Raw genomic sequence first — 26024 nt, 5'->3', positions numbered from 1 at the left:
GGGAGCTTAGCCGACCAATAAAAACAATAACGATAAAACCCTATGGGAGGAAAACGATGACACTGAAGAAGAATATCGTTGCCGCCACGATGCTGGCAGGCTCCATGACCGCCCTCTCCTTCCTGTCGGCCGGAACGGCCCAGGCTCAGGGCGCGCTCGTCATGTATTGCGGCGTGCAGGAGGAATGGTGCCGCGCCATGGTGGGCGCCTTCGAGCGTGACACCGGCATCAAGGTATCCATGACCCGCAAGAGCTCGGGCGAGATCTTCGCCCAGATCAAGGCGGAGGCCGCCAATCCGCGCGCCGACATCTGGTGGGGCGGCACGGGCGATCCTCACATGCAGGCCGCCGAGGAAGGCCTGACGGTGGAGTACAAATCTCCGAAGATGGGTGAGCTTCAGGACTGGGCCGTGCGCCAGTGGGAGCAGTCGAAGCAGCGCACCGTCGGCATCTATTCCGGCGCGCTGGGCTTCGGCTATAACACCGAACTCGCCAAGGCGAACAACGTGCCCGAGCTGAAATGCTGGGCCGACCTGCTCAAGCCCGAGCTGAAGGACGAAGTGCAGGTTGCCGATCCGAACTCCTCCGGCACGGCCTATACGCTGCTCGCTTCCATCGTCCAGATCATGGGCGAGGACAAAGGCTTCGAGTACCTGAAGGCCCTGCACAAGAACGTCAACCAGTACACCAAGTCGGGCGCGGCGCCTGCCAAGGCCGTGGCGCAGGGCGAGACGACTGCCGGCATCACCTTCATGCACGACATGGTGACGATGGTCGTGGACAAGGCGCCGATCAAGGTCGTGGCTCCCTGCGAAGGTACGGGCTACGAGATCGGCTCCATGTCGATCATCAAGGGCGCGAAGAACCTGGAAAATGCACGGAAGTTCTACGACTGGGCTCTCACGGCGGGCGCGCAGAAGATCGGCGCGGAAGCGAAGTCCTATCAGGTACCTTCCAACAAGAGCACGCCGATCCCGCCGCAGGCTCCGAAGCTCACCGACATCAAGCTGATCAACTTCGATTTCGCGAAATACGGCTCCTCGGAAGAGCGCAAGCGCCTGCTGTCCAAGTGGGACGCCGAGGTGAAGAACCTACCGAAATAGGCTGAGCGATCCGTTCCGGCGGAGCCAGAGCGCTTCGCCGGAACGCCATTTCTTGACCAGTTCTTTCGAAGTCGGATTCCCAATGGAACCCGCATCGACGTTGACGCGAGAACAGACATGTCACGGGCAACCCTTGGCTGGATCGTTCTAGGCTGGGTCGGCTTTGCCCTCCTGCCTTGGTACGGTTTCGACCGCACGGCCGTTCCGACCATTGCCGACTACGTCATCGGCGGATCGGCCCTCGTTCATGGCCTGAACGGCGCCTGGTGGCTTCTGCCCATTCTCGTGCCGCTTCTGATAAGCTTGCGCCCTGCCCTTCTGCCCTCGCGGGCAGACAACAGCACATGGCTCATCGCCTCCGGCTTTTTGGGCCTCGCGCTGATCGTGATCGAAGGCTTCACCATCGGCCTGAACGGCTGGACGCTCGACATCCTTAAAGCCCTCACCGGCGGAAATGGACCAAGCCAGGGCGGCATGGGCTATGGTGCTGCACTCACCTCGACCGCGTTCCTTATCATTCTAAGTCATGGGCTTGCGGCGCGCGGCTGGTGCCGCGGTGATGCCTTCGTCACATCCTCCATTGGCATCGTCGTCGCACTCATTACCGTCTTCGTCTTCTTCCCGGTCTCGACGATCCTTGCGAGCGCGTTTGCGGACAACGATGGCAACTTCGCTCCTCTCGTGTTCCTGACGAAGTTCATGGACAAGTCGATCTGGGGACTCGATTGCATCTCGAGCGACCTGCGCTGCGGCGTGGCCTGGAACACGCTGTTTCTCGGCCTCCTCGTCGGTGTCGGCACCACGGCTCTGGGTCTTGCCTTCGCGCTCATCGCCACACGCACGGCCTTCCGTTACAAGAAGCTCCTGCGCGTGATGAGCGTGCTTCCCATCATCACGCCTCCTTTCGTGATCGGTCTTGCTCTCATCCTGATCTTCGGCCGCTCCGGCGCGCTCTCTTCCCTGTTGTGGGAGTGGTTCGGCGTTCCGCGCTCACGCTGGATCTATGGCTTTCCCGGCATCTTCATCGCGCAGCTTCTCGCGTTCACACCTATCGCCTTCCTCGTTCTGATCGGCGTGGTGCAGGGCATCAGCCCGACGCTGGAGGAGGCATCCCAGACTCTTCGTGCGAAGAGCTGGACAACCTTCGTCACCGTGACCCTGCCGCTCATGCGCCCCGGTCTCGCGAATGCCTTCCTCCTCGGCTTCGTGGAAAGCCTCGCGGATTTCGGCAATCCTCTCGTGCTAGGCGGCAATTACGAGGTTCTCTCCACCAAGATCTTCTTCGCCGTCGTCGGTGCGCAACAGGATCAAGGCCGCGCCGCTGTGCTCTCCATCATTCTGCTCGCCTTCACGCTCGGCGCCTTCTGGCTGCAGCATGCCTGGCTCGGCAAGAAGGTCTACACGACAGTGACGGGAAAGGGGGATGCCGGCATTCCCCTGCCCCTGCCCCGCCGCGTGGCCCTGGCCTCCTACTTCACGGCCATTCCGTGGGCGCTGTTCACGGTCGCCGTTTACGCGACCATTCTGGTCGGCGCCTTCGTGCGCTCCATGGGCCGCGACTACACGCCGACCCTCGAGCACTTCCTCACCGCCTTCCGTATCGAGCGAACGGATTGGGGCCTCTACTTCTCCGGATCGGCTTGGGATTCATTCTTCGCCACCGTGAAGATTGCGGCTCTTTCCGCGCCCCTCACGGCAGCCATCGGCCTGCTGACGGCTTATCTCCTCACCCGTCAGCGCTTCTCCGGTCAGCGTTCCTTCGAGTTCGGCACCCTGCTCAGCTTCGCGATCCCCGGTACCGTGGTGGGTGTGTCCTACATTCTCGCCTTCAACGTGCCGCCGATCGAGATCACCGGCACGGGCTTCGTACTCGTGATGTGCTTCGTATTCCGCAACATGCCCGTGGGCGTGCGCTCCGGCATCGCCACCTTGAGCCAGATCGACAAGAGCCTGGACGAGGCCTCGCTCACGCTCGGCGCCCGCTCGGCCACCACCATGCGCCGCGTGGTGCTGCCCCTTCTGCGCCCGGCCATCGTCGCCTCGCTCGTCTATTCCTTCGTGCGCGCGATGACGGCGGTCAGCGCCGTGATCTTCCTGGTCACTGCCGAATACAACATGGCGACGACCTACATCGTCGGCCGTGTCGAAGCGGGCGAGTTCGGCCTCGCGATCGCCTATTCCACCGTGCTCATCATCGTCATGCTGCTTGCGATCCTCGCGATTCAGCTTGCGGTCGGCGAGCGGCGCCTCGGACGCCGTACGCTCAGCACGTCAGCCAGCCCCGTTGCCGCTCAAGCCACTCCATGAACCACATGTCATCCTTAAGCTCCCTTTCCCGTTCCCCGGCCTCCAAGAAGCAGGCCGCTTCGGTCGAGTTCCGTGGCGTGACGAAGCGCTACGGCAGCGTCACGGCCGTCGATAACGTGTCCTTCACCATCGAGCCCGGCCGGCTCGTCACCCTGCTCGGTCCCTCGGGCTGCGGCAAGACCACGACCTTGCGCATGATCGCCGGTCTCGAAATGGCGAGCGAAGGCCAGATCCTGATCGGCGACCGCGACGTGACGCATTTTTCCGCCGCGGATCGCGACGTGAGCATGGTGTTCCAATCCTATGCGCTCTTCCCGCACATGTCGGTGCTGGAGAATGTTGCCTACGGCCCGACCGTGCAGGGCATCTCGAAGAAGGATGCCTGCGAGATGGCCATGGAGAAGCTCGAATTGATTGGCCTCAAAGGCCTTGAGAAGCGCGCGCCGTCTGAACTCTCCGGCGGCCAGCAGCAACGCGTCGCCGTCGCGCGCGCCCTGGTGCTCGAGCCGCAGGTGCTGCTGTTCGACGAGCCGCTCTCCAACCTCGACGCCAAGCTGCGCCGCCGCGTGCGCGAGGACATCCGCGAACTGCAGCAGAACCTCAACCTCACGGTCGCCTATGTCACGCATGATCAGGAGGAGGCGCTTGCCGTCTCCGACCATATCATCGTGATGTCGAACGCCCGCATCGCGCAGACGGGCACGCCGCGGGAGCTCTATGAGGAGCCTGCGGATCTCTTCGTTGCCGACTTCATTGGCGACGCCAACATCATTTCCGGCGAAGTGGTCGATGAATCAGGACCGATTGCCAATGTGAAAATCGGCAACCTGAACATCCAGCTGCCCCGTCGCGGCGCAGGACTGGGCCCGGTGAAGCTGGCGGTCCGTCCCGATGCCATCGTGCTGGATGACGTTTCCGGCGCTTCCGGCAGGATCATGGGCACGGTGAGGAAGGCCTCCTATCTTGGCACGCAGATGGAGTATGAGGTGGAGAGCCCCATCGGAAATCTGTTCGTGGTCCAATATGGCCGCAAGGACACGATTGCGCCAGGCACACCGATCTCGGTTTGCTTTGCCGCTCAGCGCGGCATCGCGATCATTCCTGGCGCATAACGCCTACACGGCGCCCTCGTCAGGGATGTTGAGGATGGTGCCGCAGGCCTTGCAATGAACGGCATCCCTGTCATGCCGCTGCAGGCCGCAGACCGGACAGGGATGGCGCACCTTGCTGGGCCGCAAGAGCACCTGCACGAGGCGCAAGAACAGCGTCACGCCGAAGATCATGATGATGACGGAGAGCAGGTGGCCGAGCGTTCCCGTGAGCGTGATGTCGCCGAACCCGGTGGTGGTAAGCGCCGCCATGGTGAAGTAGAGCGCGTCGACGTAGTTTCCGATCTTCTCATTGGTCCAGCGCTGCGTTTCATAGACAAAACCGGTCATGATGAAGATGAAGACGCTGAGATTGACCGCTGCGATGATCAGCTCTTCGTTGCATCGGAAGAAAACGCTATCGGCACGCAGGCGTGCGAGAAGCTGGTAAGTGCGAAGCAACCGTACCGTTCGCAGGATGCGCAGGAAACCGATTCCCTCTCCGACAATGGGAGCCAGGAAAGAGATGATGGCCGCCACGTCGGCCAGGGTGGCCGGGTGCAGGAGATCCTTCCAGGGTGTCGGGCTGATCGCAAGGCGCGCAGAAAAGTCGGCGAGCACGATGAGGCCGATGATGATGTCGATGCCCTGCACCAGGATGGAGTGCGGCAGGAAGGAAGAAACGACGATGAAAAGAATGGTGACGATATCGAAGATAAGAAGGGCGTAGCGGAAGCGGTGAGCCTCCGGCGCATCCGCCTCGTAGAGAAACTTAAGCTTGTCGACCACCCTCATCGAGCTTCCTCGCCATTGATCTTGAGGAGAGTGCAAGACCTGAGCGACATCATGGTTCCTGGATCGGGGGCCTCACATTATCTATAAGGCAGCCCTGCAATTCTAACAGGGTGTCTTTTGAGCCGAAGCGGCTTACCTGATAGCCACAATCCCCTCGCGAGACGGAACAATGCTCAAGGCTCTGATTTTCGACATGGACGGCACTCTGGTGCACAGCGATCCTGTTCACCTCCAGGCCTTTGCCGAGGTTCTGAGCCCGGAAGGTGTGGCGGTCGACGAGCATATCTATCGCTCCACCATCATCGGCCGCACCAACGAGTCCATCTTCGCCACCCTCCTGCCCCATCGCACGATCGAGGAGCAAGAGGCTTTCGCTGACGAGAAGGAGGCGGCCTTCCGCCGCTTGGCGCTCGATCTCAAGCCCCTGGACGGGCTTGTGGCTCTTCTCGACTGGGCGAGAGAACGCGGTATCAAGGTTGCGCTCGTCACCAATGCCCCGCGGCTCAATGCGGAGCATATGCTTGATGTGCTTGGCCTCACGGAACGTTTTCCGGTTCAGATCACCATCGATCAGGTGGCGCGCGGGAAGCCCGATCCCCTGCCCTACCTCACGGCCCTGGAGCGGCTCGGTGTGCGTGCGGACGAAGCTGTCGCCTTCGAGGATTCCCCCTCCGGCATGAAAGCCGCCAAGGCTGCGGGCCTCTTCTCCTTCGGCATGCTGACCGGCCTGACCGCGCAGGAGATGCGGGATGTGGGAGCGGATGCGACCATCGAGGATTTCCACGCCCCCGCCCTTTGGGATGTGCTGAACAGCCGAGCTGCTGCCTGAAGCCTCAAGCTCAGGCCGCATCGGATTGCGGCTTGGGCTCGGCACCTTCATCGAAGCGCCGCCGCGCTTCCAGAATCTCGTCCCGGTTCTCAATGGCCCAGACTCCCAGAGCCCGTACAGCCCTGAGAAGACTGCAACCCAGATCTGTGAGCTGGTAATCCACCCGGGGCGGAATCGTGGGATAGACCGTGCGCGTGATGAGCCCGTCGCGCTCCAGCCCCCGCAGCGTCAAGGTCAGCATCCGCTGCGAGATCCCGCTCACGACCCGCCGTAACTCATTGAATCTCTTAGGTCCGCCGCCCAGCTGGACCACGACCTGGACACTCCACTTATCGCCGATCCGGGACAGGATCTCCGTCACGGTCCGGCAGTTGGTGGGCACATGCATGTGACTGGGTGTCATGAAAGTGCCTCCTTGCACGAGCCTCGGCAAGTTACTTAATGAGCCTCGGTTACCAAAGGGAACCTAATCCCGGTTCCGGTCCGTTGCAAATTCAGGATTTCAGATGACGCTCAAGCTTCACACCATCGTGGCCAGCACCCGCCCCGGACGCGTCGGCCCCAGCATCGCTCAGTGGTTCAACGACTTCGCCGCCGAGCACGGCAAGTTCGACCCGGTTCTGGTGGACCTCGCAGATTTCAACCTGCCGGTTTTTGACGAGCCCGAGCATCCACGCCTGAGGAACTATCATCACGCCCACACCAGGGCCTGGAGCGAGAGCGTGGCTTCGGCCGATGCCTTCGTGTTCGTCACGCCCGAATACAATTACGGCCCTCCGCCCTCGCTGCTCAATGCGCTGAACTATCTCACGCTCGAGTGGAACTACACTCCCGCCGGTTTCGTGAGCTATGGCGGCATCTCGGGCGGCCTGCGCTCAGTTCAAATGACCAAGCAGATCCTCACCACGCTCCAGGTGATGCCCATTATGGAGGGCGTGCCGATGCCGATGGTGTTCCAGAACCTGGAAAATGGAAAGCTGAAGCCCGCCGACATCTACAAGACCTCGGCTGCCACGATGCTGGACGAGCTGCACCGCTGGGCTGAGAGCCTCAAGGGCCTCCGAGCCCAGCACAAGGCGTCGCTGCAGACCAAGGCTCAGGCTGCGTAACCGGCGCCAAACGCTCAACACACAAGAGGCATCGCTGCGGAGAACAGCGGTGTCTTTTTCTTTATTCATGCAGGCCGAGCGCGCTTTGGCCCGTAGAAGATCACCCATGTCTTGAAATCCTCCGAGAAGGTCTCGAAGCGATGCGGGATATAAGCCGGCACATACAGAAGATCGCCAGGCTCGAAGGTGACAAGCTCCTCGCCGCGGCTGAAGGTGCCGTGTCCTGACGCGATGATGTAAAGCTCATCCCGCTCGTGAGGCGTCTGCTTGTCGGTGCCGACGGGCGCATAGAGTTCGACAGCGATTTCCTCGCCTTGCTCGAAAAAAGTCTTGAATGGGCTTTCTGCTGAAAGGTGACCAGCCGCTTGCGTGAGGGTGACCTGAATATCGCGGCTTGGACCTTTTTCCACGATGCCTTCTCCATGATAAGGCCGGATAGAGGAACGGCGCATCAGCAAATCCGATGCGCCGTCTTTTAGCTGTTTAGGCAATCGAGAACGACACTCAAAGCCGTCCGGCCAGCGCATCCTCGAAGAGCTTGCGCGCGCTCTCCTTGGTGATCGGCACCGGGTTGCCGCCGGCAGTGGGATCGTTGGGCGCCATCTCGGACATCTCGTCGAACCGCGCGCTGTCGACCTTCAAGCCCTCCAGCGTGTGCGGCACGCCGAGATCCTTGCGCAGCTGCAGAACCCAATCGAGGAAGGCCTGGAACGACGGCTCGAGACCGATATAGGCGGCGAGACGCTCGATCTTCGTCTCGATGGCCTTGCGGTTATAAACCAGCACATACGGCATAAAGACCGCGTTCGTCAGACCATGATGCGTATCGTAGAGCGCACCGGTCGGATGCGACAGCGCATGGATCGCGCCAAGGCCCTTCTGGAACGCGGTGGCGCCCATGGCGGCGGCCGACATCATCTGCGCGCGGGCTTCGATGTCCTTGCCGTCCCGGTAGGCGCGCGGCAGGTACTCCTTCACGAGGCGAATGCCTTCGACCGCGATGCCGTCGGCCATCGGGTGGTAGCCGGGCGCGCAATAGGCCTCGATGCAATGCGCAAGCGCATCGAGACCCGTGCCTGCCGTGATGTGGGGCGGCATGCCGATTGTGAGTTCCGGATCGCAGATCACGATCTTCGGCATCATGAGCGGATGGAAGATCACCTTCTTGGTGTGCGTGGACTCCTGCGTGATGACGCCGGCGCGGCCCACTTCCGAGCCCGTGCCAGCGGTCGTCGGCACGGCGATGATCGGCAGGATTCCTGAAGGATCCGCACGGGTCCACCAATCGCCGATATCCTCGAAGTCCCACATGGGACGGGTCTGGCCCGCCATGAAGGCGATGACCTTGCCGGCATCGAGCGCCGAACCGCCGCCGAAGGCGACGACGCCATCATGCTTGCCGGCTTTCAGCGCTTCGAGGCCCTTGTAGACATTCGTCTCGACCGGATTCGGCTTGATGTCCGAGAAGATCGCAGCCTTGAAGCCAGCGGTGATCAGCTGGTCGAGCGCAGCTTTCGTCATGGCTTGAGTGGCGAGGAACGGATCCGTGACGATGAGCGGCGACGACATGCCGACCGACTTGCAGGCCTCAGTGAGTTCCGAAATGCGGCCTGCGCCGAAACGGACCGCCGTGGGATAATTCCAGTTGGAGCGGGGAGACGTGGTCATGATGCTTTCAATCAGATCTGACGGAGATGGTACGATTTCGGACGGGTGAGTGACTCGTAGGCGAGGCGCGAGAGGCTGGCACCGCGGCCCGTATCCTTCACGCCTGTCCAGGCGAGAGCGGGATCGAGATAGTCGCAGCGATTCATGAACACGGTGCCGGTCTCGAGCTTCTCGCCGATGGCCTCGGCCGCATCCACATCGGAGGTCCAGATGGCAGCGGAGAGGCCATAGGGTGAGTCGTTCATGAGACGGATCGCCTCCTCGTCACCCTTCACTTTCATGATGCCGACGGTGGGGCCGAAACTCTCCTCGCGCATGACGCTCATGGAGTGATCGACGTCGGTGAGCACCTGCGGCGCGAGATAGGCGGTATTGCCTGTGTCAGCCGCAAAACGCTTGGTATCAATATGCGCCTTCGCCCCTTTCGCCGCCGCTTCCGCATTCTGCCCGCGCACGAGATCTGCGAAGCGCTTATGCGCCATGGGACCCAGTGTCGTTGACTCTTCAAGCGGATTGCCGAGCACGTATTTGCTCACGAGATCGACTGCGCCTTCCACGAAGCGGTCATAGTGCTTCTCGTGCACATAGATACGCTCGATGCCGCAGCAGCACTGGCCCGAGTTGAAGAAGGCGCCATCGACCAGGTTCTCGATGGCGTGGTCGATATTCGCGTCCTCGCGCACATAGGCCGGGTCCTTGCCGCCGAGCTCGAGGCCGAGCGAGGTGAAGGAGCCTGCTGCCGCGCGCTCGATGGCGCGACCACCGCCGACCGAGCCCGTGAAGTTGCAGTGATCGACGAGGCCATTGCCAAGAATGCGGCTCGTCTGACCGTGGCTCAGATGCATGTTCTGGAACACGCCTTTCGGCATGCCGGCGCGATCCATCGCCATCTGGAAGCGCTCGCCCGCGAGCACCGTCTGCGACGCATGTTTCAGAAGCACCGCGTTACCGGCCATGAGCGCTGGCACGATGGTGTTGATGGCCGTGAGATAAGGATAATTCCAGGGCGCGATCACGAGCACGAGGCCCACGGGCTCGCGCTTGATCATGCGACGGAAGCCCGCCTTCTCGTCATCGGCGGGAATATTCTGCAGGCTCTTCTCCGCAATGCCGATCATGTAGCGCGCGCGCTCCTCGACACCACGGAACTCACCGCCATAGCGCACCGGGCGGCCCATCATCTGAGCGATTTCCGGAACGACTTCCTGGTTCATGGCAAGCAGAGCATCAAGGAAGGCCGACACCTTGCTCGCGCGCTCGGAGAGAGGCACGTGGCGCCACGCAACTTGCGCTTCGCGGGCGGTCGTGATCGCCGCATCGATGGCGGCATCGGTCATGATCGGCCGGCGGACGAGTTCGCGGCCGTCGATGGGGGAAATACAGACGATATCGGTATCAGCCATGATCTTACGTTTGAAAGACGATGGTCTGATGAGGACCATCGTCTTCTCCTGGTTTGAGTCCTGAAGTCTCTTAGATGATTTCGAAGTAGCGTGCGAGCTGCCAGTCGGTGATGGCCTTGCGGGCCTCCCTCTCCTCCCATTCGCGTGTCGCGGCATAATGGTCGACGAAGGTGTCTCCGAAGAGTTCACGCGCAGCCTTGGAGCCCTTCAGGCGCTCGGCGGCCTCGCCGAGAGAGCGCGGCAGGGCCCGCTCCTTCGGATGTTCCACCGCATAGGCATTTCCTTTAATCGGCTCGCCAGGATCGACGCGGTTCTCGATGCCCCAGAGGCCGGATCCGATGGCGGCGGCAAGCGCGATATACGGGTTGATGTCGGCGGCGGCGACGCGATACTCCACGCGCTGCGACTTCTCGGAACCGGGAATGACGCGAAGCGCCGTGGTGCGGTTCTCGACGCCCCAGGCGGAATCCGTCGGCGCCCAAAAGCCCGGAATGAGGCGGGTGTAGCTGTTCACCGTGCAGGCCACCATGGCGAGGATCTCGGGCATCAGCTTCTGCTGGCCGCCCACATACCAGCGCATGGTCTCCGACATGTTGTGTTCGACGTTAGGGTCATAGAACGCGCCCTTGCCGGTGTCGAGGTGGCGCAGCGACGAGTGCAGGTGGCCGGACTGCCCGGGCCAGTCGCGCGACCACTTGGCCATGAAGGTGGCCATCCAGCGGCGACGCTGCGCGAGGATCTTGGTGTAGGTCTTGAACAGAACTGCCTTGTCGGCCGCTTTCAGCGCATCATCCACACGGATCGCGGCTTCCAGCACACCGGGGCCCGTTTCCGTGTGCAGGCCCTCGATCTCGAAATCCATCTTGTTCGCGAGGTCGAGCAGCTCGTGGTAGAAATCCGCGTGCACGCCCGAGCGCAGCACCGAATAGCCGAAGAAGCCCGGCGTGATGTTCCTGAGGTTCCGGTAATCCTTCTCGCGCACGGAGTGCGGCGTTTCCTCGAAGAGGAAGAACTCGAACTCGGCCGCCGCCGAGACGGCAAAGCCCATGTCCTCCGCCTTCTTCAACACGCGCCGCAGCACGCCGCGCGGGCAGGCCGGCTCCGCATAACCCTCGAACTCGGCGAGGAAGAACGGGAGATCGTTCTCGAAGGGGACGAGGCGCATGGTCTCCGGCAGCACGCGCGCGGTGGCATCGGGATAAGCCGTATGCCAGCCGGTCAGCGTCGTGTTGTCATAAAGCTGATCGTTGGAGTCCCAGCCCAGCACCACGTCGCAGAAACCGAACCCCTTTTCGAGGGCGGATTCGAACTTGTCGCGGGCCATGTACTTGCCGCGCATGATGCCGTCGACATCGGTGAGGCCGATCTTCACGAAAGGCAGGTCGCGGCTGCGCACGTATTGGATTGCGTCGGCAGCGTTCTTGATTTTGGGAGCGGTCATGCTCGAAACCCCAACGAGAAAGATGAAGGGAGCGCGCAGGATGCGCGCCCCCGATCGTCATCAGTAGGACTTGTACTCGGCCTCGCCCTTGGACACGGCGAACTCTTCCTCCGGCGAGAGGATGAGCTTGTGGCGTCCATGCACCAGGAAATAGGCCATCATGACCGCGTAATAGACCGCGACGCCGATCACGGCCGTCTGGAACACGGGATCCGTGAACTGGAAGTACAGCGTCACGGCGGCAATGGCCATGCAAACAACCGCGCCTGCGATCCCGAACGGGCTCTTGTAGGGCCGCGCCAGATGCGGGAACTTCTTCTTGAGCACGATGTAGGACATGCCCTGCATGAAGTAGGCCAGCATCGCGCCTGCCACCGCCATGTTGAGCAGCGTGCCGCCGATGACGGTCGCACCGGCTTCCGAGCCCCTGACGAACCAGATGATCAGCATCACCGCCAAGCCGAGCAGCGCACCCGTGATGAGCGCGATATGCGGCGACTTGCGCGTGCCGTGCGTGACCGACAGGAAGGACGGGAAGTAGCCGGCTCGCGAGAGCGAGTAGATCTGCCGTCCGAAGGCGAAGATGATCGTATGGAACGAGGCGATGAGGCCGATCACGGCGACAGCCGCCAGGATCTTCGCGATATCCGTGCCGAAGAGCGTCCGGAAACCGTCGAGCAGCGGCTCGCCCGACTTCGCGATGCCGAATGATCCCGGCGCAATCCCCGAGTTCAGGAAGACCACGCAGAAGGCGGAGACGATCAGCGTCAGGATGCCGGCGATGATGCCCTTGGGCATGTCACGCTGCGGATCGTGGGATTCCTCCGCGGCCAGCGGCAACTGCTCGATGGCGAGGAAGAGCCACACGGCGAACGGCATGGTGGCGAAGATGCCGCCGATGCCCATGGGCAGGAACGGCCCGCCGCCATTCGGCAGCTCCGCGCCATCGGGGCCGATGTTCAGCGCCCAGCGCGAGAAGTCGAACTGGCCGGAGAGCAGCACCGCGACGTAGAACACGACGAGGCATGCCAGCGCCAGCAGGGTCACGATGACGGTCACCTTGAACGAGAGTTCGACACCGACGATGTTGAGACCGACGAACAGGGCATAGCAGAGCACCCAATAGACCGGCTGGAACTCCGGCGCCGTGCCGAAGATCGCCGACAGGTACGAGCCGATGAAGAAAACGATCACCGCCGGTGTCAGCACGAACTCGATGTTCTCTGCAATGCCCGTGATGTAGCCCGCCCACGGCCCCATGGAGGTGCGTGCGAACGAGTAGGCACCGCCCGTATGCGGCAGGGCCGGAGACATCTCCGCGATGGAGAAGGTCAGGCCGAGATACATGATGGCGATGATGATGGTCGCATAGAACATGGAGCCGAAGCCATTGGCGAGGCCCAGGTTCCAACCCGAATAATGGCCCGAGATCACGGCTCCCACGCCGAGCGCCCAGAGCGACCACACGCGCGCATGACGTCTGAGACGCCGTGCCTCGAAGTAGCTCTCATCCACGGTATTGTAGGTGACGCCGGCAGCGCCTTGCGCCCCGGCCGGCGGGGCGTGAACCCCAGGACTTCCTTGTCCGACTGACATCGACTCTTCCTCCACGAATAGTCTGTCCCCTCTCGAGCATCGGACCCAAAAGTGGACGCCACTTTTGGGATCGATCCGATGCTCATCTCCTCAGTAGCGCATCGTTCATGCGGAAAGCCGGATCCACTTTTCGCTGACGCGGACCTTCGGTTCCGCACGATGCGCTAGCCATGGCACCTCATGCGCCATGGCTGTCGTCAAAGCGTCTGCGCGCCCTCCCTCAAAAGCGGCGCAAGACGGTGAGCCCACGATGCCTGTCCGTCTTCCGTGCGGATCAGATCATTGCGGATTTCGATCATCAGCGGTGCGAGCCCGCGCCTCTCGGCGTGGCGCTCAAGGGTGTGGAACACCCGGTCCGCCGGCGAATAGGGTTCGTTCATGCCCACATTCAGGGCCGGATCCTTGCGCAATCCGGCCTCAACGCTCAGCGCGAAGCGCGCGTCGTGATCGTAGATGAGGCCGATCTGCCAGGGACGCGGTACATCCCGGTAAACCGGCGTGAACGAATGGATGGATACGATGCTGCGCGTCTGCCCTGCCCTCAGGCGAGGCTCGATGAAGAGGTCCACAGCACCGTGAAACGCATCATAGACCTCGCGAACGCGACAGGCGCGCTCGGCCGGATCGAGGTTCTGGTTGCCGGGAATGGAGGTGCGCTCGCTCAGGGTCCAGATGGAATCCGGAGCGGACGGATCGCGGTTGAGATCGAGCACGAGGCGCGAGACGGTGGCATGGATCAGCGGCGCGTCGAGAAGCCGGGAAAGCTCCTTGGCGACCCCGAGCGCGCCGGGATCCCATGCGATATGGCTTTCGAGCTGCTCAGGGGTCAGGCCGAGCGTGCCGTAACGGTCCGGGAGGTGCCGGGAGGCGTGTTCGCAAATGAGCAGGATGGGTGAGCGCCCCTGGGGGTTCTCCAAGAGAGCAGCCGGCTCCGCCGCCTGGGTAGCGGGTTCCTGACCGGCTGCCATCCGACTCGCATGCGCCATGCGGTCCTCCGTTTGCCTGCGGGGAGCAGGCTGAAGCCCTCGTTTGAACGCTTGGTACGTTTCTTACAGATTTTTCTTAGCTGAAATTTTTGGTACAGCTTTTGGAAACCGTCAAGGAGGGGGACGAAACATTCCAACATGAAAGATGACAGCATGATCCCCCCTGTCGATCCGCCAAGCCTGGCCGAGCGCATCCGCCTCGAAATGGATTCCTTCACGCCCAGCGAGAAGCGGGCCGCACACCTGCTGCTCAGCCATTATCCCTTTGCCGGCCTTGATACGGTGGCGGAATTCGCCACCCGCGCCGGGATTTCCGCTCCGTCGGTTCTGCGCTTCGTGACAAGGCTGGGCTTCAGCGGCTTCCCGGATTTCCAGAAGCACCTGCGCGGGGAACTCGAGGCGCAGCTCCTCTCCCCCCTCGCCAAGGCGAGCCCCTCGGACAAGGGCCAGCGCGCCCCGGCGCTCGCTTCTTTCGCCGAGGCGGTGATCGGCAACCTGCGCGCAACGGTGGAAAACATCGCGCCTGCCGAGTTCGACGCGGTGGTGGAACTCTTGAGCGACCCACGCCGCCACATCCACTTCACGGGCGGACGTTTCACGGGTGCGCTTGCACGTTATGCGGAAAGTCATTTCCGCATCGTGCGAAGCCAAGTGGATTTCATCGAAGGCCAGCCGGCTCTCTGGCGCGACCGGATGATCGAAATCGGCAAAAAGGACGTGATCGTCGCCTTCGACATCCGCCGCTATCAGGAAGATGTGACGGCTTTGTGTGAAACGGCGGCAAAGCAAGGCGCGACGGTCGTTCTGCTCACCGATCCTTGGCTCTCGCCCATCGCGCGCGTCGCCCGCCACGTGCTGCCTGCCCACATCGTGGCACCCTCGAACTGGGACTCGTCAACAGGTCTCCTGCTCATCACCGAAGCGCTCGTTGCCGCCGTGACGAAACGTCTGTGGGAGACCGCAAAGCCTCGCATGGAGGCGGTGGAGAGGCTGCGCAACGAGAAGCCGTGAGGGTTATTCGGCGTCAGCCAGTTTTCCGCGCTGCAGCCAGCCCACGATGAATGGCAGCACCAGGCCGATCCCCAAAAATCGGACGAGGTGGTGGATGCCGACATAGAGTGGATCGAGGCCGAGGATCAGCGCAAGCACGGTCATGGCCTCTAAGCCGCCGGGCGCGAAGGCGACGAGGCTGTTGGCGAAGCTCACTCCGGCAAGCCATGCGGCGAGAGCCGCGAAGATCACTGCAACCCCCATGCCGACCGAGAAAGAGCCCAAAGCCGCCACGAGTGCGCGCCGCAAGGTGGAGCGCTGAATGTTGCGGAAGCGCTCGGCGATGAAGAGGCCGATCAGCACGAGGCCTCCGGTGGCAAGAACCGGCGGAATGACACCGGTGACGAATTCGGTGCCATGGCTGACGGAGCTGACGATGGTTGCGCCCAGAAGAATGGGAGCGGCGACCTTCAGCTTCTTGAACACGAGCCCGAGCGCAAGACCGCCGATGAGGATGAAAGCCATGCCACCCGGACTTTCAACCGGCATGCCCTGTCCGATCAGCGCGTTCATGTTGCCCCCTCCACCTGTTGCGACAACAACGCTCGGGAGAAGTGCGATGAGCACGAAGAGCCGCACGTTCTGCACGATGGCGACGGATGGCACATCCGCCTTCCGGTCCGCAGCGACGGCGAGCACCGTCGAGAGCGCGCCGGGCACGGACGCCAGCAAAGCATCGGCCTTGTGCCAGCCGGAAATGCGCGTGAGCCAGAGCGAGGAGGTAAGCGAAATCGCGAAGACGCCGATCACCAAAAGCATGAGGCTGCCTGGATAGCGTCCCATGGCATCGATGGCAGCAGGCGTAACGGCGGCTCCCATGGCGGCACCGGAGACGAGCATCGCAGCATCAGCGAGCGCACGCGGCATGGGCACGGCGAAACTCGAAAGGCCCCACAACGCAGCCGCAATGGCAGAGCCCGACAGCCATGCGGCCGGAACGCCGAGCCAGTAAAAGACGAGACCGCCGAGACCGGCGATCAGGATTTGAGCGACGTGAGCAAGAATGAGATGCATGTCGAGCAATGAACAGAGCCCTTCAGAGGCTCTGTTCACTCAATGACCGCCACATGCGTTCAGGTCAATCGTCAGATTTGCGGGCGGGGTATGCACTGGCAGGCTGCCGCCGGCCATCGACGATCTCACACCACCAGCTTGGGCAGAGCTGCGCCGATGCGATTCACCGCCTCTTCCAGATCCTCGGACCTGCGCAAGTAACAAAGGCGCAAATAGCCCTCCCCCGCATCGCCGAAAGCGTTTCCAGGGGCAAGGCCCACATTCGCTTCGTCGATGAGGCGGAAGGCGATGTCCTTGGAGCTCTTCGCGCCCTTGATCTTCAGGAAGGCGTAGAACGCGCCGTTGGGCGGCGGCAGCTCCACGAGGCCCGTTTCCGCCAGCTTCTTGACGATCTCGCGCCCGCGCTTGGCCTTGGCGATCTGGTCGGCCAGGAACTCCTCGCCCTGCTCGATGGCCGCAACGCCTGCGCGCTGGATGAAGGTGGGCGTGCCGGAGGTCTGATACTGGACGAGGTTCTCGATCACCTGACCCAGGACAGGCGGCGCTTCGAGCCAACCGAGACGCCACCCGGTCATCGCCCAGTTCTTCGAGAAGGTCTGGATGAAGAGAATGCGATCCTCCGCTTCCATCACATCGCGGAAGGACGGCGCGCGCCCGTCGAGGGTGAGTGCCGGATCGTGGATGAAGCGGCCATAGATCTCGTCGGCCACGATCCACAATCCGTGTCGGCGCGCCATGTCGAGCACGGCGCGCAGATCGTCACGGCTTGCGGTCCAGCCGGTGGGATTCGAGGGAGAGTTCAACACGACGGCGCGGGTGCGCGGCGTGATCGATTTTTCCAGCCGCTCGAAATCGAGATGCCACCCTTTTTCGTCGATGTTCATGGGAACGGCGACGGGACGCGCGCCTGCAATGGTGATGGCACCGGCGAAATTCGGCCATGCGGGCGTGGGGATCAGCACATCGTCGCCATTGCCGCAGACCATGCGAAACGCAATCTGCATCGCAGGCATGCCGCCCGAGGTGACGAAGAAGCGCTCCGGATCAAAGGCCTTGCTATAGACCTTCTCGTGATAGCGCGCGATCGCCTGGCGCAGATCCGGGATGCCGCGCTGATAGGTGTAGAAGGTCTCGCCGTCCTGCAGCGAGCGCGTTGCCGCGTCGCAGATGAAAGAAGGCGTCGGCAAATCGCCCTCGCCGACCCAGAGCGGGATGATGCCGGGCTTGTTCCTTCCATAGGAGAACACATCCACGATGCCGCTGGTGGGAGCCTGCAGAGCTTCCACGCGCAGATTGAAGGTCGAGGGAATCGAGACGGATGCGTTCATCAGAGGCTGATCCTTGGCATAAGGGTGGACAGGGATGACCTGTCCACCCGCCGAAGGCAAGCCTTCACACGTCACTCATGACAAGAAGCGAAGAGTTCCATCGAAACGGGTGATGGATCACACCGTACGGCCGGTCTTCAGGAGATCGCGGATTTCGGTGAGAAGCTTCACATCCGCCGGGATTTCCGGCGGCTTCTCGGCCGTGCCGGTCTTGGCATCCTCGGCGCGGCGCAGGCGATTCATGCCCTTGACGAGGAGGAACAGGATCCACGCGATGATAAGGAAGTTGATCGCGACCGTAATGAAGTTGCCCCAGCCGAGCACCGCGCCCTGCTTCTTGGCTTCCTCCAGCGACTGCGCCGTGACGCTGCCGGACAGCGCCGTGAAGTAGTTCGAGAAATCGAGGCCGCCCGTGACGGCGCCGATGATCGGCATGAAGACGTCGCCGACGAGGGAATCCACAATCTTGCCGAAGGCTGCGCCGATGATGATGCCGATGGCAAGATCGACCACATTGCCGCGCAGGGCGAATTGCTTGAACTCGTTCCACATGACCGGACCTCCTTGAGCTTGGCCGACAAGCATAAAGGTGCCCGGTCAAGGAATATCGTCAAGCCTCGCGGGCGGCGAGAAGATTGCGCAGGTCCAGGGGGCGGGTAACCATCTGGAGTTCACCATCCGGCGCGCGCGGCCACTGGTCCTCGGAACGGTCGACATAGAGCTCGATGCCGTTTCCATCCGGATCGCTCAGGTAAAGCGCCTCGCTCACGCCATGGTCGCTCGCGCCCTGCAGCGGAATGCGCGCCTCGATCAGACGATGGAGAGCATCGGCCAGAGCCGCCCGCGTGGGATAGAGGATCGCCACGTGATAGAGCCCCGTCGTGCCGGGAGGCGGCGGGGAGCCGCCTTGGCTCTCCCAGGTGTTGAGGCCGATATGGTGATGATAGCCGCCTGCCGCGACGAAGGCGGCCTGACGGCCATAGCGCTGCATCAACTGGAAGCCGAGCACGCCGCAATAGAAGGCGAGCGAGCGCTCGAGATCCGCCACCTTGAGGTGGACATGGCCGATCCGGACGCCCGGATCGATGGGACGAGCCGCCGGAAGTCCGGCGGCCTCATTGGAGATGGGTTTGATCATGGCCGCTTCACTCAAGCCGAGCGAACGGACAACGCGGGAGAGGCCTTCTCCGATCCAGCCTTGAGGGCATAGGCGCCCTCACCCAAGAGAGCCTGCGCCAGCAGCGCCACGATCCAGAACGCCAGGAATTCCCAGCCGCCATTCGGGTTGGAGAAGAAGAAGCCGGCCGGGCCATGCACCGTGAAGATGGCGCCGAGCAGGATCGGGATGAGAGCCAAAGCTGCCCAGCGGGCATAGAAACCAGCAATCAAGGCAACACCGCCGACAACCTCGGCCAGGATCACCACATAGGCGAGGAACCCGGGCAGGCCGAGGCTGCCGAAGAACTGAGCCGTGCCGGCGGGGGTGAAGACGAAGATCTTCAGGCCGGCATGGGCCAGGAAGAGAGCGCCGAGGGTGACGCGCAGGATGAGCGCGGCATAGGGAGCAGTGCGGGTATCGATCATGGGGATCTCCTGAAACTCGATGACCTCCATATGACCTCATTCCGACAGGGATGATAATCCATGCCGCAGAATATCAATTCACCCTGATAGAGTGAGATGTGTCTTCGCGCTGTCTTGAGAGCCTGGTTCATCAATGACAAGCCGCCCGTTCCCTCCCCTTTTACAAGGAGGAGTGAGGTGGTCTGGCTGGGTGAGAGCTTGAACCAGTGAAGCGCGGACCACACTCCTCGTCATGGCCGTCCCCGGACTTGATCCAGGGATCTGTCCCGGCCATCCCGATCCGAAGAGCGCTGCGCCTCAGCGAAACGAGATCACCGGCCCAAGGCCGGTGAGGACGTGAAGGTCTAATGGACGGAGCGCGGCGCTTTGACTTTCCGACCCACCCTTTCTGGGCAGTCTCTGACGGTAGCGTTCAGCCCCTTCAGAGAGTAAAGCTGGTTCCAGCTGAGAGTTTGGGGTTTTGGGCATATGGTCGCCACCTGGGCGGTTGTCTTATCGGCGCTGGTTTATCTCTGCTTCCTGTTCACGGTCGCCTATTGGGGCGACAATGAAGGCAGGCGCTTCGTCCAGGGGCCATGGCGCTCCACCATCGCCTCGCTGGCGCTTGCGGTTTATTGCACCTCCTGGACCTTCTACGGCTCCGTAGGGCTGGCCAGCCGCTCGGGCCTCGATTTTCTCGCCATCTATATCGGCCCGATCCTGGTGATCACTTTGGGGCACGCCCTCGTCCGGCGTGTGATCCAAGTTGCCAAGACGCAGAACATCTCCTCCATCGCCGACTTCGTCGCTGCCCGCTACGGCAAGAGCGAGCGCGTCGCCGCCATCGTGAGCCTGATCGCGCTCATAGGCTCCGTTCCCTACATCGCGCTTCAGCTGAAGGCGGTCTCGTCGTCCCTCGATGTGTTCCTGACGAAAACCAACGGCATGCCGCCGCCGGATCTGCCCTTCATCGGCGATCTCGCGCTCGTCGTCGCCCTTGTCCTCGCAGGCTTCGCCGTCGCCTTCGGCACGCGCCATCCGGATGCCACCGAGCATCAGGATGGGCTCATCATGGCGATCTCGATCGAGTCCATCGTGAAGCTCGTCGCCTTCCTGGTGGTCGGCGGCTACGTGACCTTCGTGATGTTCGATGGCTACAACGGCATCACGGAACGCCTTGTCGCTCAGGGCATAAGCGACAGCTTGATCGAGCGGACGTCGGGCTTCGGCAGCTTCATCACGCTCATCCTGCTCTCGAGTTGCGCCACCCTGCTGCTGCCGCGCCAGTTCCATGTGACGGTGGTTGAGAACCACTCCATCAGTGACCTGAAGCGGGCCGCCTGGATGTTCCCGCTCTATCTCATCCTCATCAACCTGTTCGTCATTCCGATCGCGCTTGCCGGCATGGTGATGTTCCCCGGCGATGGGATCGATCGCGACATGACCGTGCTGGCGCTGCCGCTGGCCGATCAGGCCGGCACGATCGCCGTGCTGACCTTCCTGGGGGGGTTCTCTGCTGCGACAGCCATGGTGATCGTCGATTCCGTGGCCATCGCGGTGATGATCTCCAACCATCTCGTCATGCCCATCGTCCTGCGCCGCCGCGCCTTTGCCGGCGTGGATCCGGGCAGCTTCGTCATCGCCGTGCGGCGCATCTCGATCGTGCTGGTGATCCTGCTGGGCTATGCCTATTACCGCGCTTCCGGCGAGGCTGCGCTCGCAGCCATCGGCCTTCTCTCTTTCGCTGCCGTCGCGCAGGTTGCGCCTGTATTCATCGGCGGCCTCATCTGGTCGCGCGGGACCGCGCTCGGGGCCAGCGTCGGCCTCGTCGTGGGCTTCCTCACCTGGCTCTATACGCTTCTGCTGCCGAGCCTCGTCTGGGATGGCGTGTTCTGGTCGGACGTGGTGGTCTCCGGTCCCTTCGGCATCGAAGCTCTTAAACCCACCGCACTTTTCGGTGTCGACCTGCCTCAGCTCACGCACGGCGTCGTCTGGAGTCTCTCCCTCAACATTCTCTGCTATATCGGCTTCTCGCTCTGGCGCCCCGCCACGGCGATGGAGCAGATCCAGGCGAATGTTTTCGTCGGAGAGCCGCATACCTCCGTTGCTCCGAGCTTCCGTCTCTTCCGCGCGAGCGTCACCGTCGACGAACTGCGCGCCACCGTTTCCCGTTATCTGGGCGAGGAACGCACGACCCGCTCCTTCGAGGGCTTCAGCCACAGCCGCGGGCAGAGTCTGGAACCGCGTGCCGAAGCCGATATTCACCTTCTGCGGTACGCGGAGCACCTCCTCGCCTCCGCCATCGGCTCGGCCTCTTCGCGTCTGGCGCTGTCGCTTCTGCTGCGGCGCCGCACCGTTTCGACGGAAGCGGCCCTCAAGCTGCTCGATGATGCGTCGGCCGCCATTCAGCATAGCCGCGATCTGCTTCAGCACGCCCTCAACTATGCCAAGCAGGGCATCACCGTGATCGACCGCGACCTGCGGCTGCTCGCCTGGAACCAGGCTTTCATCGATCTCTACGACATGCCACCCAACTTCGTGCAGGTGGGCATCGGCATGGACCGGATCGTCCGCTACAACGCCGCGCGCGGATCCTACGGTCCGGGACGGATCGATGATCAGGTCGCCGCGCGCCTGCACTCGTTCCAGCATGATGTGGAGCCTGTGCGCCTCAAGCTCTACCCCTCCGGAAAAGTCATCGAGATCCGCTCGAACCCGTTGCCGGATGGCGGCCACGTGACGACCTATACGGATGTGACCGAGGCCGTGCTGGCGGAAGAGGAAAGCCGCCGCGCCAACGAGACGCTCGAGCAGCGCGTGCGCGAGCGTACGGAAGAGCTGACGCGCCTCAACGAGGCGCTGCGCAGCGCGAAGGCGGAAGCGGATGAAGCGAATATTTCCAAGACGCGCTTCCTCGCCGCCGCATCGCACGACATTCTGCAGCCGCTCAATGCGGCGCGCCTCTATGCGACATCGCTTGTGGAGCGCGATCGCGAGGCAGGTGACGCGACGCTCGCCGAGAACATCGACGCCTCGCTCGATGCGGTCGAGGAAATCCTCACGGCCATTCTCGACATCTCGCGCCTCGATACGGGCGCGATGAAGCCGCAATGGTCGAGCTTCCGCATGGACGAGCTGCTCCGCCAGCTGCAGCGCGAGTTCGACCCGATTGCGAAGGAGAAGGGCTTAAAGCTCACCTTCGTTCCCTCCTCGCTCACCGTGCGTTCCGACCGCCGTCTGCTGCGCCGTCTTTTGCAGAACCTTGTGTCCAACGCGATCAAGTACACGCCGGCGGGCCGCGTTCTCGTCGGCGCGCGCCGGCATGGCACGCATCTCATCCTTGAGGTCTGGGATACGGGTCTCGGCATTCCGCCCTCGAAGCAGAGAATCGTCTTCCGCGAGTTCCAGCGCCTCGACCAGGGCGCGAAGGCTGCGCGAGGCCTCGGTCTTGGGCTCTCGATCGTGGAGCGCATCGGGCGCGTGCTGAAGCATCCGGTCACCCTCAAGTCGGAGGTGGGGCGGGGCTCGGTCTTCCGCGTCGAGGTGCCAGTCGTCGCGGCTCTGCCCGAAACCATTGCCGCACCCGAGCCGCCGAAGGCACCGATGACCGTTCTCTCAGGACTGCGCGTGCTCGTGATCGACAACGAGCCGGCGATTCTGGAAGGCATGCGCCTGCTGCTGTCGGGCTGGGGCTGCGACGTGTGGACCGCGTCCGATCTCGACACGGCCCATCAGGTTCTCCGGACCCACAGGAGCCTGCCTGAAGTGATCATCGCCGATTACCACCTCGACGACACGGATGGCCTCGAGCTGATCAAGGCCTTGCGCTGGAAGACACAGGTCGCGACGCCGGCCATTCTCGTGACCGCCGACCGCACGCCGGTCGTGCGGGATGCAGCGGCGTCTATGAACGTGCATGTGCTGAACAAGCCCTTGAAGCCTGCGGCCCTGCGCGCGCTGCTCACGCAGTGGCGTGCCACCAGAGTGGCGGCGGAGTAAACACCGACGCACCGTCATCACCGGGCTTGTGCCGGTGATCCCGATGAAGGAAAGCACAGCGCACTTCGGAACGGGATGGCCGGGACAAGCCCGGTGATGACGAGGGTGTCAATCAGACTTCAAAGCGTGATCGACCGCAGCAATCGCGTGGATGGTCGTGGTGTCGAAGAGCGGCACCGCGCTGTCTTCTTCCGACACCAGCAGCATGATCTCGGTGCAGCCGAGAATGACGGCTTGGGCTCCCATCTCGACCAGGCGTGCGATGATGGCGCGATAGGCCTTCCTGGATTCTGGATCGATCTTTCCCAGTACGAGCTCTCTGTAGATCACGTCGTGCACGATCTGCCTGTCGTCCGCATCGGGCACGATCACATCGAGGCCGTGCTGCGTCTGCAGGCGACCCTTGTAAAAGTCCTGCTCCATGGTGAAGGCCGTGCCGAGCAGGCCCACGCGCCGGATCCCCGCAGCCTTGATCTTCTCGGCCGTGGGATCGGCGATGTGGAGCAGCGGGATGCGGACGGAAGACGTGATCGCATCCGCCAGGCGATGCATCGTGTTGGTGCACAGCACGATGAAATCGGCCCCTCCCCGCTCCAGATGAAGAGCCGCATTCTTCATCACCTCGGCGAGCCTGTCCCATTCGCCCGCATGCTGGAGCTGCTTGATCTCGTCGAAATCGACGGACCACATGAGGCTGCGCGCCGAATGCACGCCGCCCAGGCGCCGCAGCATTTCCTGGTTGATGATGCGGTAATACTCGGCCGAGCTTTCCCAGCTCATCCCGCCGATGAGCCCGATGGTCTTCCTCTGCTGCATAGGCGTCTCAGACGGCAGGCTTGTAGGGCGCGCGGCCACTGCTCAGGGCATCGTCGAGCAGATCGAGGCGGTCCTGTCCCCAGAACACCTCTCCATCGAGCACATAGGCCGGGGAGCCGAACACGTCCGCCGCTACGGCATTCTCGAGATTGAGCGCATAGATGGCCTCCGTGGTGCTGCCGGTGGCGATATCCATCAAGGCCGAAGAGTCGAGCCCCGCCTGCTCCGCAAGCTCGGTGAGAACGAGCGGATCGGCGAGATTGCGCTCCTCCTCCCAGATGGCCGCGAACGCACGGCGCAGGAAGGCATCCGGGCTCTTGCCCGTGGTGGTGACGGCAATCACGTAGCGATCGGCCAGGTTCACGTCGAAGGGCCAGTGCTTCGGATTGATATGGAAGGAAAGCCCGCGCTTTTCGCGCCAGCGCTGGAGCTCGACGAGGCGATAGCGCTGGCGGGCGGGGTGGCGCTGCGGCAGCGGCAGCCCCCCGGTCTCGGAGAAGACGCGGCCCAGGAACACGGGCTTGAAGTTCACCTCAGCCCCGTGCCGCTGCACGATGTCCATGAAGGGAGCATGGCCGATATAGGCCCAGGGGCTCACGAGCGAGAAATAATAGTCGATGACGCGGGGCATGGGTTCCAAGCTTCACGGTTCAGGTCAAAGGAAGATGGGCCTAACCTTGAACCATCACGCCGCTCTCTTCAACGTCTCTTGCGCATGAAGAAACGCCTCGACCTCGGGCGCAGCCATGTGAGGCTCCGCCTGCAGGCCGATTTCCGCCAGGAGGCGGCCCATGGGCACGAAGCGACGCTCTTTCCGGTCATAGAGTCCCGCCCTGACCAGCGCGATGGCATTGAGAACCGGGCTTCCATCTCTGGCCTTCGAGACCAGCCGATGCTCCATCACCACATGTCCCTCGGACCACGTGAGAATTCGCGTTTCCAGGGTGAAGGGCTGGAACAGCCGCATCTCCCGCCGAAAGCGGATCTGTCCCGCATTCACCACGGGAACCCAGCCGTGCTTCAGGATGGGGCGCCAGAGGCGCGAGCGGATCATAATGTCGGTGCGGCCCAGATCCATGAGGGTCCAGTAGCGCCCGTTATTCATGTGCAGCGACGTGTCGAGATCGTGCGGCCACACGCGAAATGTGAGGCGCGAGACGTCCTTCACCGGATGGAGCTTTGCTCTGAAGAACGAAGCGATGACGAGATGAAGAACGCGCAGCCACAGATTCATGTCATGCCCATTCCGCTGATGCGCTGAAATGCAATGAGGTCAAGAGACGGCGCATCGAGACCGAAGCCGGTCAGCAGGCAATGGGCCTGGCCGCGATGATGGGTCTGGTGATTGAAGAAGTGCATGAGCGCCGGAGCCAGAGGCTGTTCGATCTCGGTCGGGCTCGACATCGTCCGATAGCGGATCTTTCCTGCGAGATCGGCCTCGGACAAGCCATCGATGTAAGCAACGATCCGCTCGTCCTCCTTCCGGCGCGCCGCCTCAAGATCGGACAGGCTCTCGAACAGAATGGCATCGAGCCGGCTCGCGACCTCTCCCTCGCCCGTGAAGCGTTTCAGCCAGATGCGGTCAGCCACGAGGATGTGGTTCAACGTGCCGTGCAGGGACTTGAAAAACGCCCCGCGATCCGCGCGGTAATCCTCGTCCGACAGCTGCGCGGCCGCCTCATAGATGCGCCCGTTGCACCAGGCATTGTAGGCCGCCATCATGGCAAAGTGCGGCTTCATGGCGAAGGCTCCTTCGTGTCCGTCTTCGCGTCATGCGATGCTGCGGAGCATTGGTCAAGTTTCCCTCTTCATACTCCGTTCCGTCATGGCCGTCCCCGGACTTGATCCGGGGATCTGTCCCGGCCATCCCGATTGGAAAAGCTCGGCGCTTTACTGATCGAGATCACCGGCACAAGGCCGGTGGTGACG

24 protein-coding genes are annotated in these 26024 nt (G+C 62.6%); 7 read left to right on the top strand and 17 right to left on the bottom strand.

Annotated features, from left to right (window positions below; translation table 11 throughout):
- The first annotated feature begins 56 nt into the window (after window positions 1-56).
- The 3 genes from DC522_RS08055 (at window position 57) to DC522_RS08045 (ending at window position 4522) form a co-directional block, all read left to right on the top strand.
- Entirely contained in the window at window positions 57-1103 is a 1047-nt protein-coding gene (locus DC522_RS08055) for an ABC transporter substrate-binding protein (RefSeq protein WP_116528190.1), read from the top strand.
- A gap of 117 nt (window positions 1104-1220) precedes the next feature.
- Window positions 1221-3410 (top strand): iron ABC transporter permease, encoded by a 2190-nt coding sequence (locus DC522_RS08050; protein WP_116528189.1) that lies wholly within the window; start codon window positions 1221-1223, stop codon window positions 3408-3410.
- 5 nt (window positions 3411-3415) lie between these two features.
- Window positions 3416-4522, top strand: a complete 1107-nt coding sequence (locus DC522_RS08045; protein WP_116528188.1) for an ABC transporter ATP-binding protein — start codon at window positions 3416-3418, stop codon at window positions 4520-4522.
- A 3-nt stretch (window positions 4523-4525) separates the two neighbouring features.
- On the opposite strand, the gene DC522_RS08040 is transcribed toward DC522_RS08045, so the two are convergent.
- Window positions 4526-5293 carry a potassium channel family protein gene (locus DC522_RS08040; protein ID WP_116528187.1) on the bottom strand — a complete coding sequence of 256 codons (768 nt, stop codon included), beginning with the start codon at window positions 5291-5293 and terminating at the stop codon, window positions 4526-4528.
- Window positions 5294-5462: 169 nt separating this feature from the next.
- On the opposite strand from DC522_RS08040, the gene DC522_RS08035 reads away from it, so the two are divergent.
- Window positions 5463-6122, top strand: coding sequence for an HAD family phosphatase (locus DC522_RS08035; protein WP_116528186.1), 660 nt, complete (start codon window positions 5463-5465; stop codon window positions 6120-6122).
- Between the two features lie 10 nt (window positions 6123-6132).
- On the opposite strand, the gene DC522_RS08030 is transcribed toward DC522_RS08035, so the two are convergent.
- Window positions 6133-6525: a helix-turn-helix domain-containing protein gene (locus DC522_RS08030; RefSeq protein WP_116528185.1), complete on the bottom strand. Its 393-nt coding sequence runs from the start codon at window positions 6523-6525 to the stop codon at window positions 6133-6135.
- Between the two features lie 103 nt (window positions 6526-6628).
- On the opposite strand from DC522_RS08030, the gene DC522_RS08025 reads away from it, so the two are divergent.
- On the top strand, window positions 6629-7231 hold the full coding sequence (locus DC522_RS08025) for an NADPH-dependent FMN reductase (protein ID WP_116528184.1): 603 nt from the start codon (window positions 6629-6631) through the stop codon (window positions 7229-7231).
- 65 nt (window positions 7232-7296) lie between these two features.
- Here the strand turns inward: DC522_RS08025 and DC522_RS08020 are convergent, their stop codons facing one another.
- The 6 genes from DC522_RS08020 to DC522_RS07995 form a co-directional block, all read right to left on the bottom strand.
- On the bottom strand, window positions 7297-7758 hold the full coding sequence (locus tag DC522_RS08020; protein WP_205769541.1) for a cupin domain-containing protein: 462 nt from the start codon (window positions 7756-7758) through the stop codon (window positions 7297-7299).
- Window positions 7736-8899: an iron-containing alcohol dehydrogenase gene (locus DC522_RS08015; protein WP_116528182.1), complete on the bottom strand. Its 1164-nt coding sequence runs from the start codon at window positions 8897-8899 to the stop codon at window positions 7736-7738. The genes DC522_RS08020 and DC522_RS08015 overlap by 23 nt, the downstream gene beginning before the upstream one ends.
- A gap of 11 nt (window positions 8900-8910) precedes the next feature.
- Window positions 8911-10302 (bottom strand): aldehyde dehydrogenase family protein, encoded by a 1392-nt coding sequence (locus DC522_RS08010; RefSeq protein WP_116528285.1) that lies wholly within the window; start codon window positions 10300-10302, stop codon window positions 8911-8913.
- A 70-nt stretch (window positions 10303-10372) separates the two neighbouring features.
- Window positions 10373-11743, bottom strand: coding sequence for a glutamine synthetase family protein (locus DC522_RS08005; protein ID WP_116528181.1), 1371 nt, complete (start codon window positions 11741-11743; stop codon window positions 10373-10375).
- Window positions 11744-11803: 60 nt separating this feature from the next.
- Complete coding sequence (locus tag DC522_RS08000) at window positions 11804-13339, bottom strand: amino acid permease (RefSeq protein WP_116528180.1); 1536 nt, start codon at window positions 13337-13339, stop codon at window positions 11804-11806.
- A gap of 197 nt (window positions 13340-13536) precedes the next feature.
- Window positions 13537-14325: an N-formylglutamate amidohydrolase gene (locus tag DC522_RS07995; protein WP_116528179.1), complete on the bottom strand. Its 789-nt coding sequence runs from the start codon at window positions 14323-14325 to the stop codon at window positions 13537-13539.
- Window positions 14326-14478: 153 nt separating this feature from the next.
- Here DC522_RS07995 and DC522_RS07990 point away from each other — a divergent pair, with 153 nt between their 5' ends.
- A complete protein-coding gene (locus DC522_RS07990; RefSeq protein ID WP_245444046.1) occupies window positions 14479-15336 on the top strand; it encodes a MurR/RpiR family transcriptional regulator in 858 nt (285 codons plus the stop codon).
- A gap of 3 nt (window positions 15337-15339) precedes the next feature.
- Here the strand turns inward: DC522_RS07990 and DC522_RS07985 are convergent, their stop codons facing one another.
- The 5 genes from DC522_RS07985 to DC522_RS07965 form a co-directional block, all read right to left on the bottom strand.
- Entirely contained in the window at window positions 15340-16428 is a 1089-nt protein-coding gene (locus tag DC522_RS07985; RefSeq protein ID WP_245444045.1) for an AbrB family transcriptional regulator, read from the bottom strand.
- Between the two features lie 86 nt (window positions 16429-16514).
- Complete coding sequence (locus DC522_RS07980) at window positions 16515-17717, bottom strand: pyridoxal phosphate-dependent aminotransferase (RefSeq protein ID WP_116528284.1); 1203 nt, start codon at window positions 17715-17717, stop codon at window positions 16515-16517.
- A 117-nt stretch (window positions 17718-17834) separates the two neighbouring features.
- The gene (mscL, locus tag DC522_RS07975; RefSeq protein ID WP_116528176.1) at window positions 17835-18269 is read right to left on the bottom strand and encodes a large conductance mechanosensitive channel protein MscL; all 435 of its coding nucleotides are present in this window, start codon (window positions 18267-18269) and stop codon (window positions 17835-17837) included.
- 58 nt (window positions 18270-18327) lie between these two features.
- The gene (locus DC522_RS07970) at window positions 18328-18855 is read right to left on the bottom strand and encodes a VOC family protein (RefSeq protein WP_116528175.1); all 528 of its coding nucleotides are present in this window, start codon (window positions 18853-18855) and stop codon (window positions 18328-18330) included.
- Between the two features lie 11 nt (window positions 18856-18866).
- Entirely contained in the window at window positions 18867-19301 is a 435-nt protein-coding gene (locus DC522_RS07965) for a DoxX family protein (protein ID WP_116528283.1), read from the bottom strand.
- A 468-nt stretch (window positions 19302-19769) separates the two neighbouring features.
- Here DC522_RS07965 and DC522_RS07960 point away from each other — a divergent pair, with 468 nt between their 5' ends.
- A complete protein-coding gene (locus DC522_RS07960; protein ID WP_116528174.1) occupies window positions 19770-23279 on the top strand; it encodes a PAS domain-containing hybrid sensor histidine kinase/response regulator in 3510 nt (1169 codons plus the stop codon).
- 108 nt (window positions 23280-23387) lie between these two features.
- Here the strand turns inward: DC522_RS07960 and DC522_RS07955 are convergent, their stop codons facing one another.
- From DC522_RS07955 to DC522_RS07940, 4 genes are read right to left on the bottom strand one after another with little or no spacing between them, the layout of a single operon-like run.
- Window positions 23388-24095 (bottom strand): aspartate/glutamate racemase family protein, encoded by a 708-nt coding sequence (locus DC522_RS07955; protein ID WP_116528173.1) that lies wholly within the window; start codon window positions 24093-24095, stop codon window positions 23388-23390.
- A gap of 7 nt (window positions 24096-24102) precedes the next feature.
- Window positions 24103-24726 carry a 2-hydroxychromene-2-carboxylate isomerase gene (locus tag DC522_RS07950; protein ID WP_116528172.1) on the bottom strand — a complete coding sequence of 208 codons (624 nt, stop codon included), beginning with the start codon at window positions 24724-24726 and terminating at the stop codon, window positions 24103-24105.
- 54 nt (window positions 24727-24780) lie between these two features.
- Entirely contained in the window at window positions 24781-25329 is a 549-nt protein-coding gene (locus tag DC522_RS07945) for a thioesterase family protein (RefSeq protein ID WP_116528171.1), read from the bottom strand.
- A complete protein-coding gene (locus tag DC522_RS07940) occupies window positions 25326-25835 on the bottom strand; it encodes a DinB family protein (protein ID WP_116528170.1) in 510 nt (169 codons plus the stop codon). The genes DC522_RS07945 and DC522_RS07940 overlap by 4 nt, the downstream gene beginning before the upstream one ends.
- Window positions 25836-26024: the final 189 nt, after the last annotated feature.

It is taken from the genome of Microvirga sp. KLBC 81, from assembly GCF_003075415.1.
GTDB lineage: Bacteria > Pseudomonadota > Alphaproteobacteria > Rhizobiales > Beijerinckiaceae > Microvirga.
The sequence above is the reverse complement of the archived record's forward strand: the minus strand, read 5'-3'. Positions and strand labels throughout refer to the sequence as shown.

Coding starts and splice junctions, on each gene's coding strand:
- DC522_RS08015 (WP_116528182.1), bottom strand. CDS start 8,899: ATGACCACGTCTCCCCGCTCCAACTGGAATTATCCCACGGCGGTCCGT.
- DC522_RS07960 (WP_116528174.1), top strand. CDS start 19,770: ATGGTCGCCACCTGGGCGGTTGTCTTATCGGCGCTGGTTTATCTCTGC.
- DC522_RS08030 (WP_116528185.1), bottom strand. CDS start 6,525: ATGACACCCAGTCACATGCATGTGCCCACCAACTGCCGGACCGTGACG.
- DC522_RS08005 (WP_116528181.1), bottom strand. CDS start 11,743: ATGACCGCTCCCAAAATCAAGAACGCTGCCGACGCAATCCAATACGTG.
- DC522_RS07965 (WP_116528283.1), bottom strand. CDS start 19,301: ATGATCGATACCCGCACTGCTCCCTATGCCGCGCTCATCCTGCGCGTC.
- DC522_RS07945 (WP_116528171.1), bottom strand. CDS start 25,329: ATGAATCTGTGGCTGCGCGTTCTTCATCTCGTCATCGCTTCGTTCTTC.
- DC522_RS08045 (WP_116528188.1), top strand. CDS start 3,416: ATGTCATCCTTAAGCTCCCTTTCCCGTTCCCCGGCCTCCAAGAAGCAG.
- DC522_RS08025 (WP_116528184.1), top strand. CDS start 6,629: ATGACGCTCAAGCTTCACACCATCGTGGCCAGCACCCGCCCCGGACGC.
- mscL (WP_116528176.1), bottom strand. CDS start 18,269: ATGTGGAACGAGTTCAAGCAATTCGCCCTGCGCGGCAATGTGGTCGAT.
- DC522_RS07950 (WP_116528172.1), bottom strand. CDS start 24,726: ATGCCCCGCGTCATCGACTATTATTTCTCGCTCGTGAGCCCCTGGGCC.
- DC522_RS08020 (WP_205769541.1), bottom strand. CDS start 7,758: ATGCGCTGGCCGGACGGCTTTGAGTGTCGTTCTCGATTGCCTAAACAG.
- DC522_RS07995 (WP_116528179.1), bottom strand. CDS start 14,325: ATGGCGCATGCGAGTCGGATGGCAGCCGGTCAGGAACCCGCTACCCAG.
- DC522_RS08035 (WP_116528186.1), top strand. CDS start 5,463: ATGCTCAAGGCTCTGATTTTCGACATGGACGGCACTCTGGTGCACAGC.
- DC522_RS07970 (WP_116528175.1), bottom strand. CDS start 18,855: ATGATCAAACCCATCTCCAATGAGGCCGCCGGACTTCCGGCGGCTCGT.
- DC522_RS07980 (WP_116528284.1), bottom strand. CDS start 17,717: ATGAACGCATCCGTCTCGATTCCCTCGACCTTCAATCTGCGCGTGGAA.
- DC522_RS07955 (WP_116528173.1), bottom strand. CDS start 24,095: ATGCAGCAGAGGAAGACCATCGGGCTCATCGGCGGGATGAGCTGGGAA.
- DC522_RS08050 (WP_116528189.1), top strand. CDS start 1,221: ATGTCACGGGCAACCCTTGGCTGGATCGTTCTAGGCTGGGTCGGCTTT.
- DC522_RS08000 (WP_116528180.1), bottom strand. CDS start 13,339: ATGTCAGTCGGACAAGGAAGTCCTGGGGTTCACGCCCCGCCGGCCGGG.
- DC522_RS07990 (WP_245444046.1), top strand. CDS start 14,479: ATGATCCCCCCTGTCGATCCGCCAAGCCTGGCCGAGCGCATCCGCCTC.
- DC522_RS07940 (WP_116528170.1), bottom strand. CDS start 25,835: ATGAAGCCGCACTTTGCCATGATGGCGGCCTACAATGCCTGGTGCAAC.
- DC522_RS08010 (WP_116528285.1), bottom strand. CDS start 10,302: ATGGCTGATACCGATATCGTCTGTATTTCCCCCATCGACGGCCGCGAA.
- DC522_RS08040 (WP_116528187.1), bottom strand. CDS start 5,293: ATGAGGGTGGTCGACAAGCTTAAGTTTCTCTACGAGGCGGATGCGCCG.
- DC522_RS08055 (WP_116528190.1), top strand. CDS start 57: ATGACACTGAAGAAGAATATCGTTGCCGCCACGATGCTGGCAGGCTCC.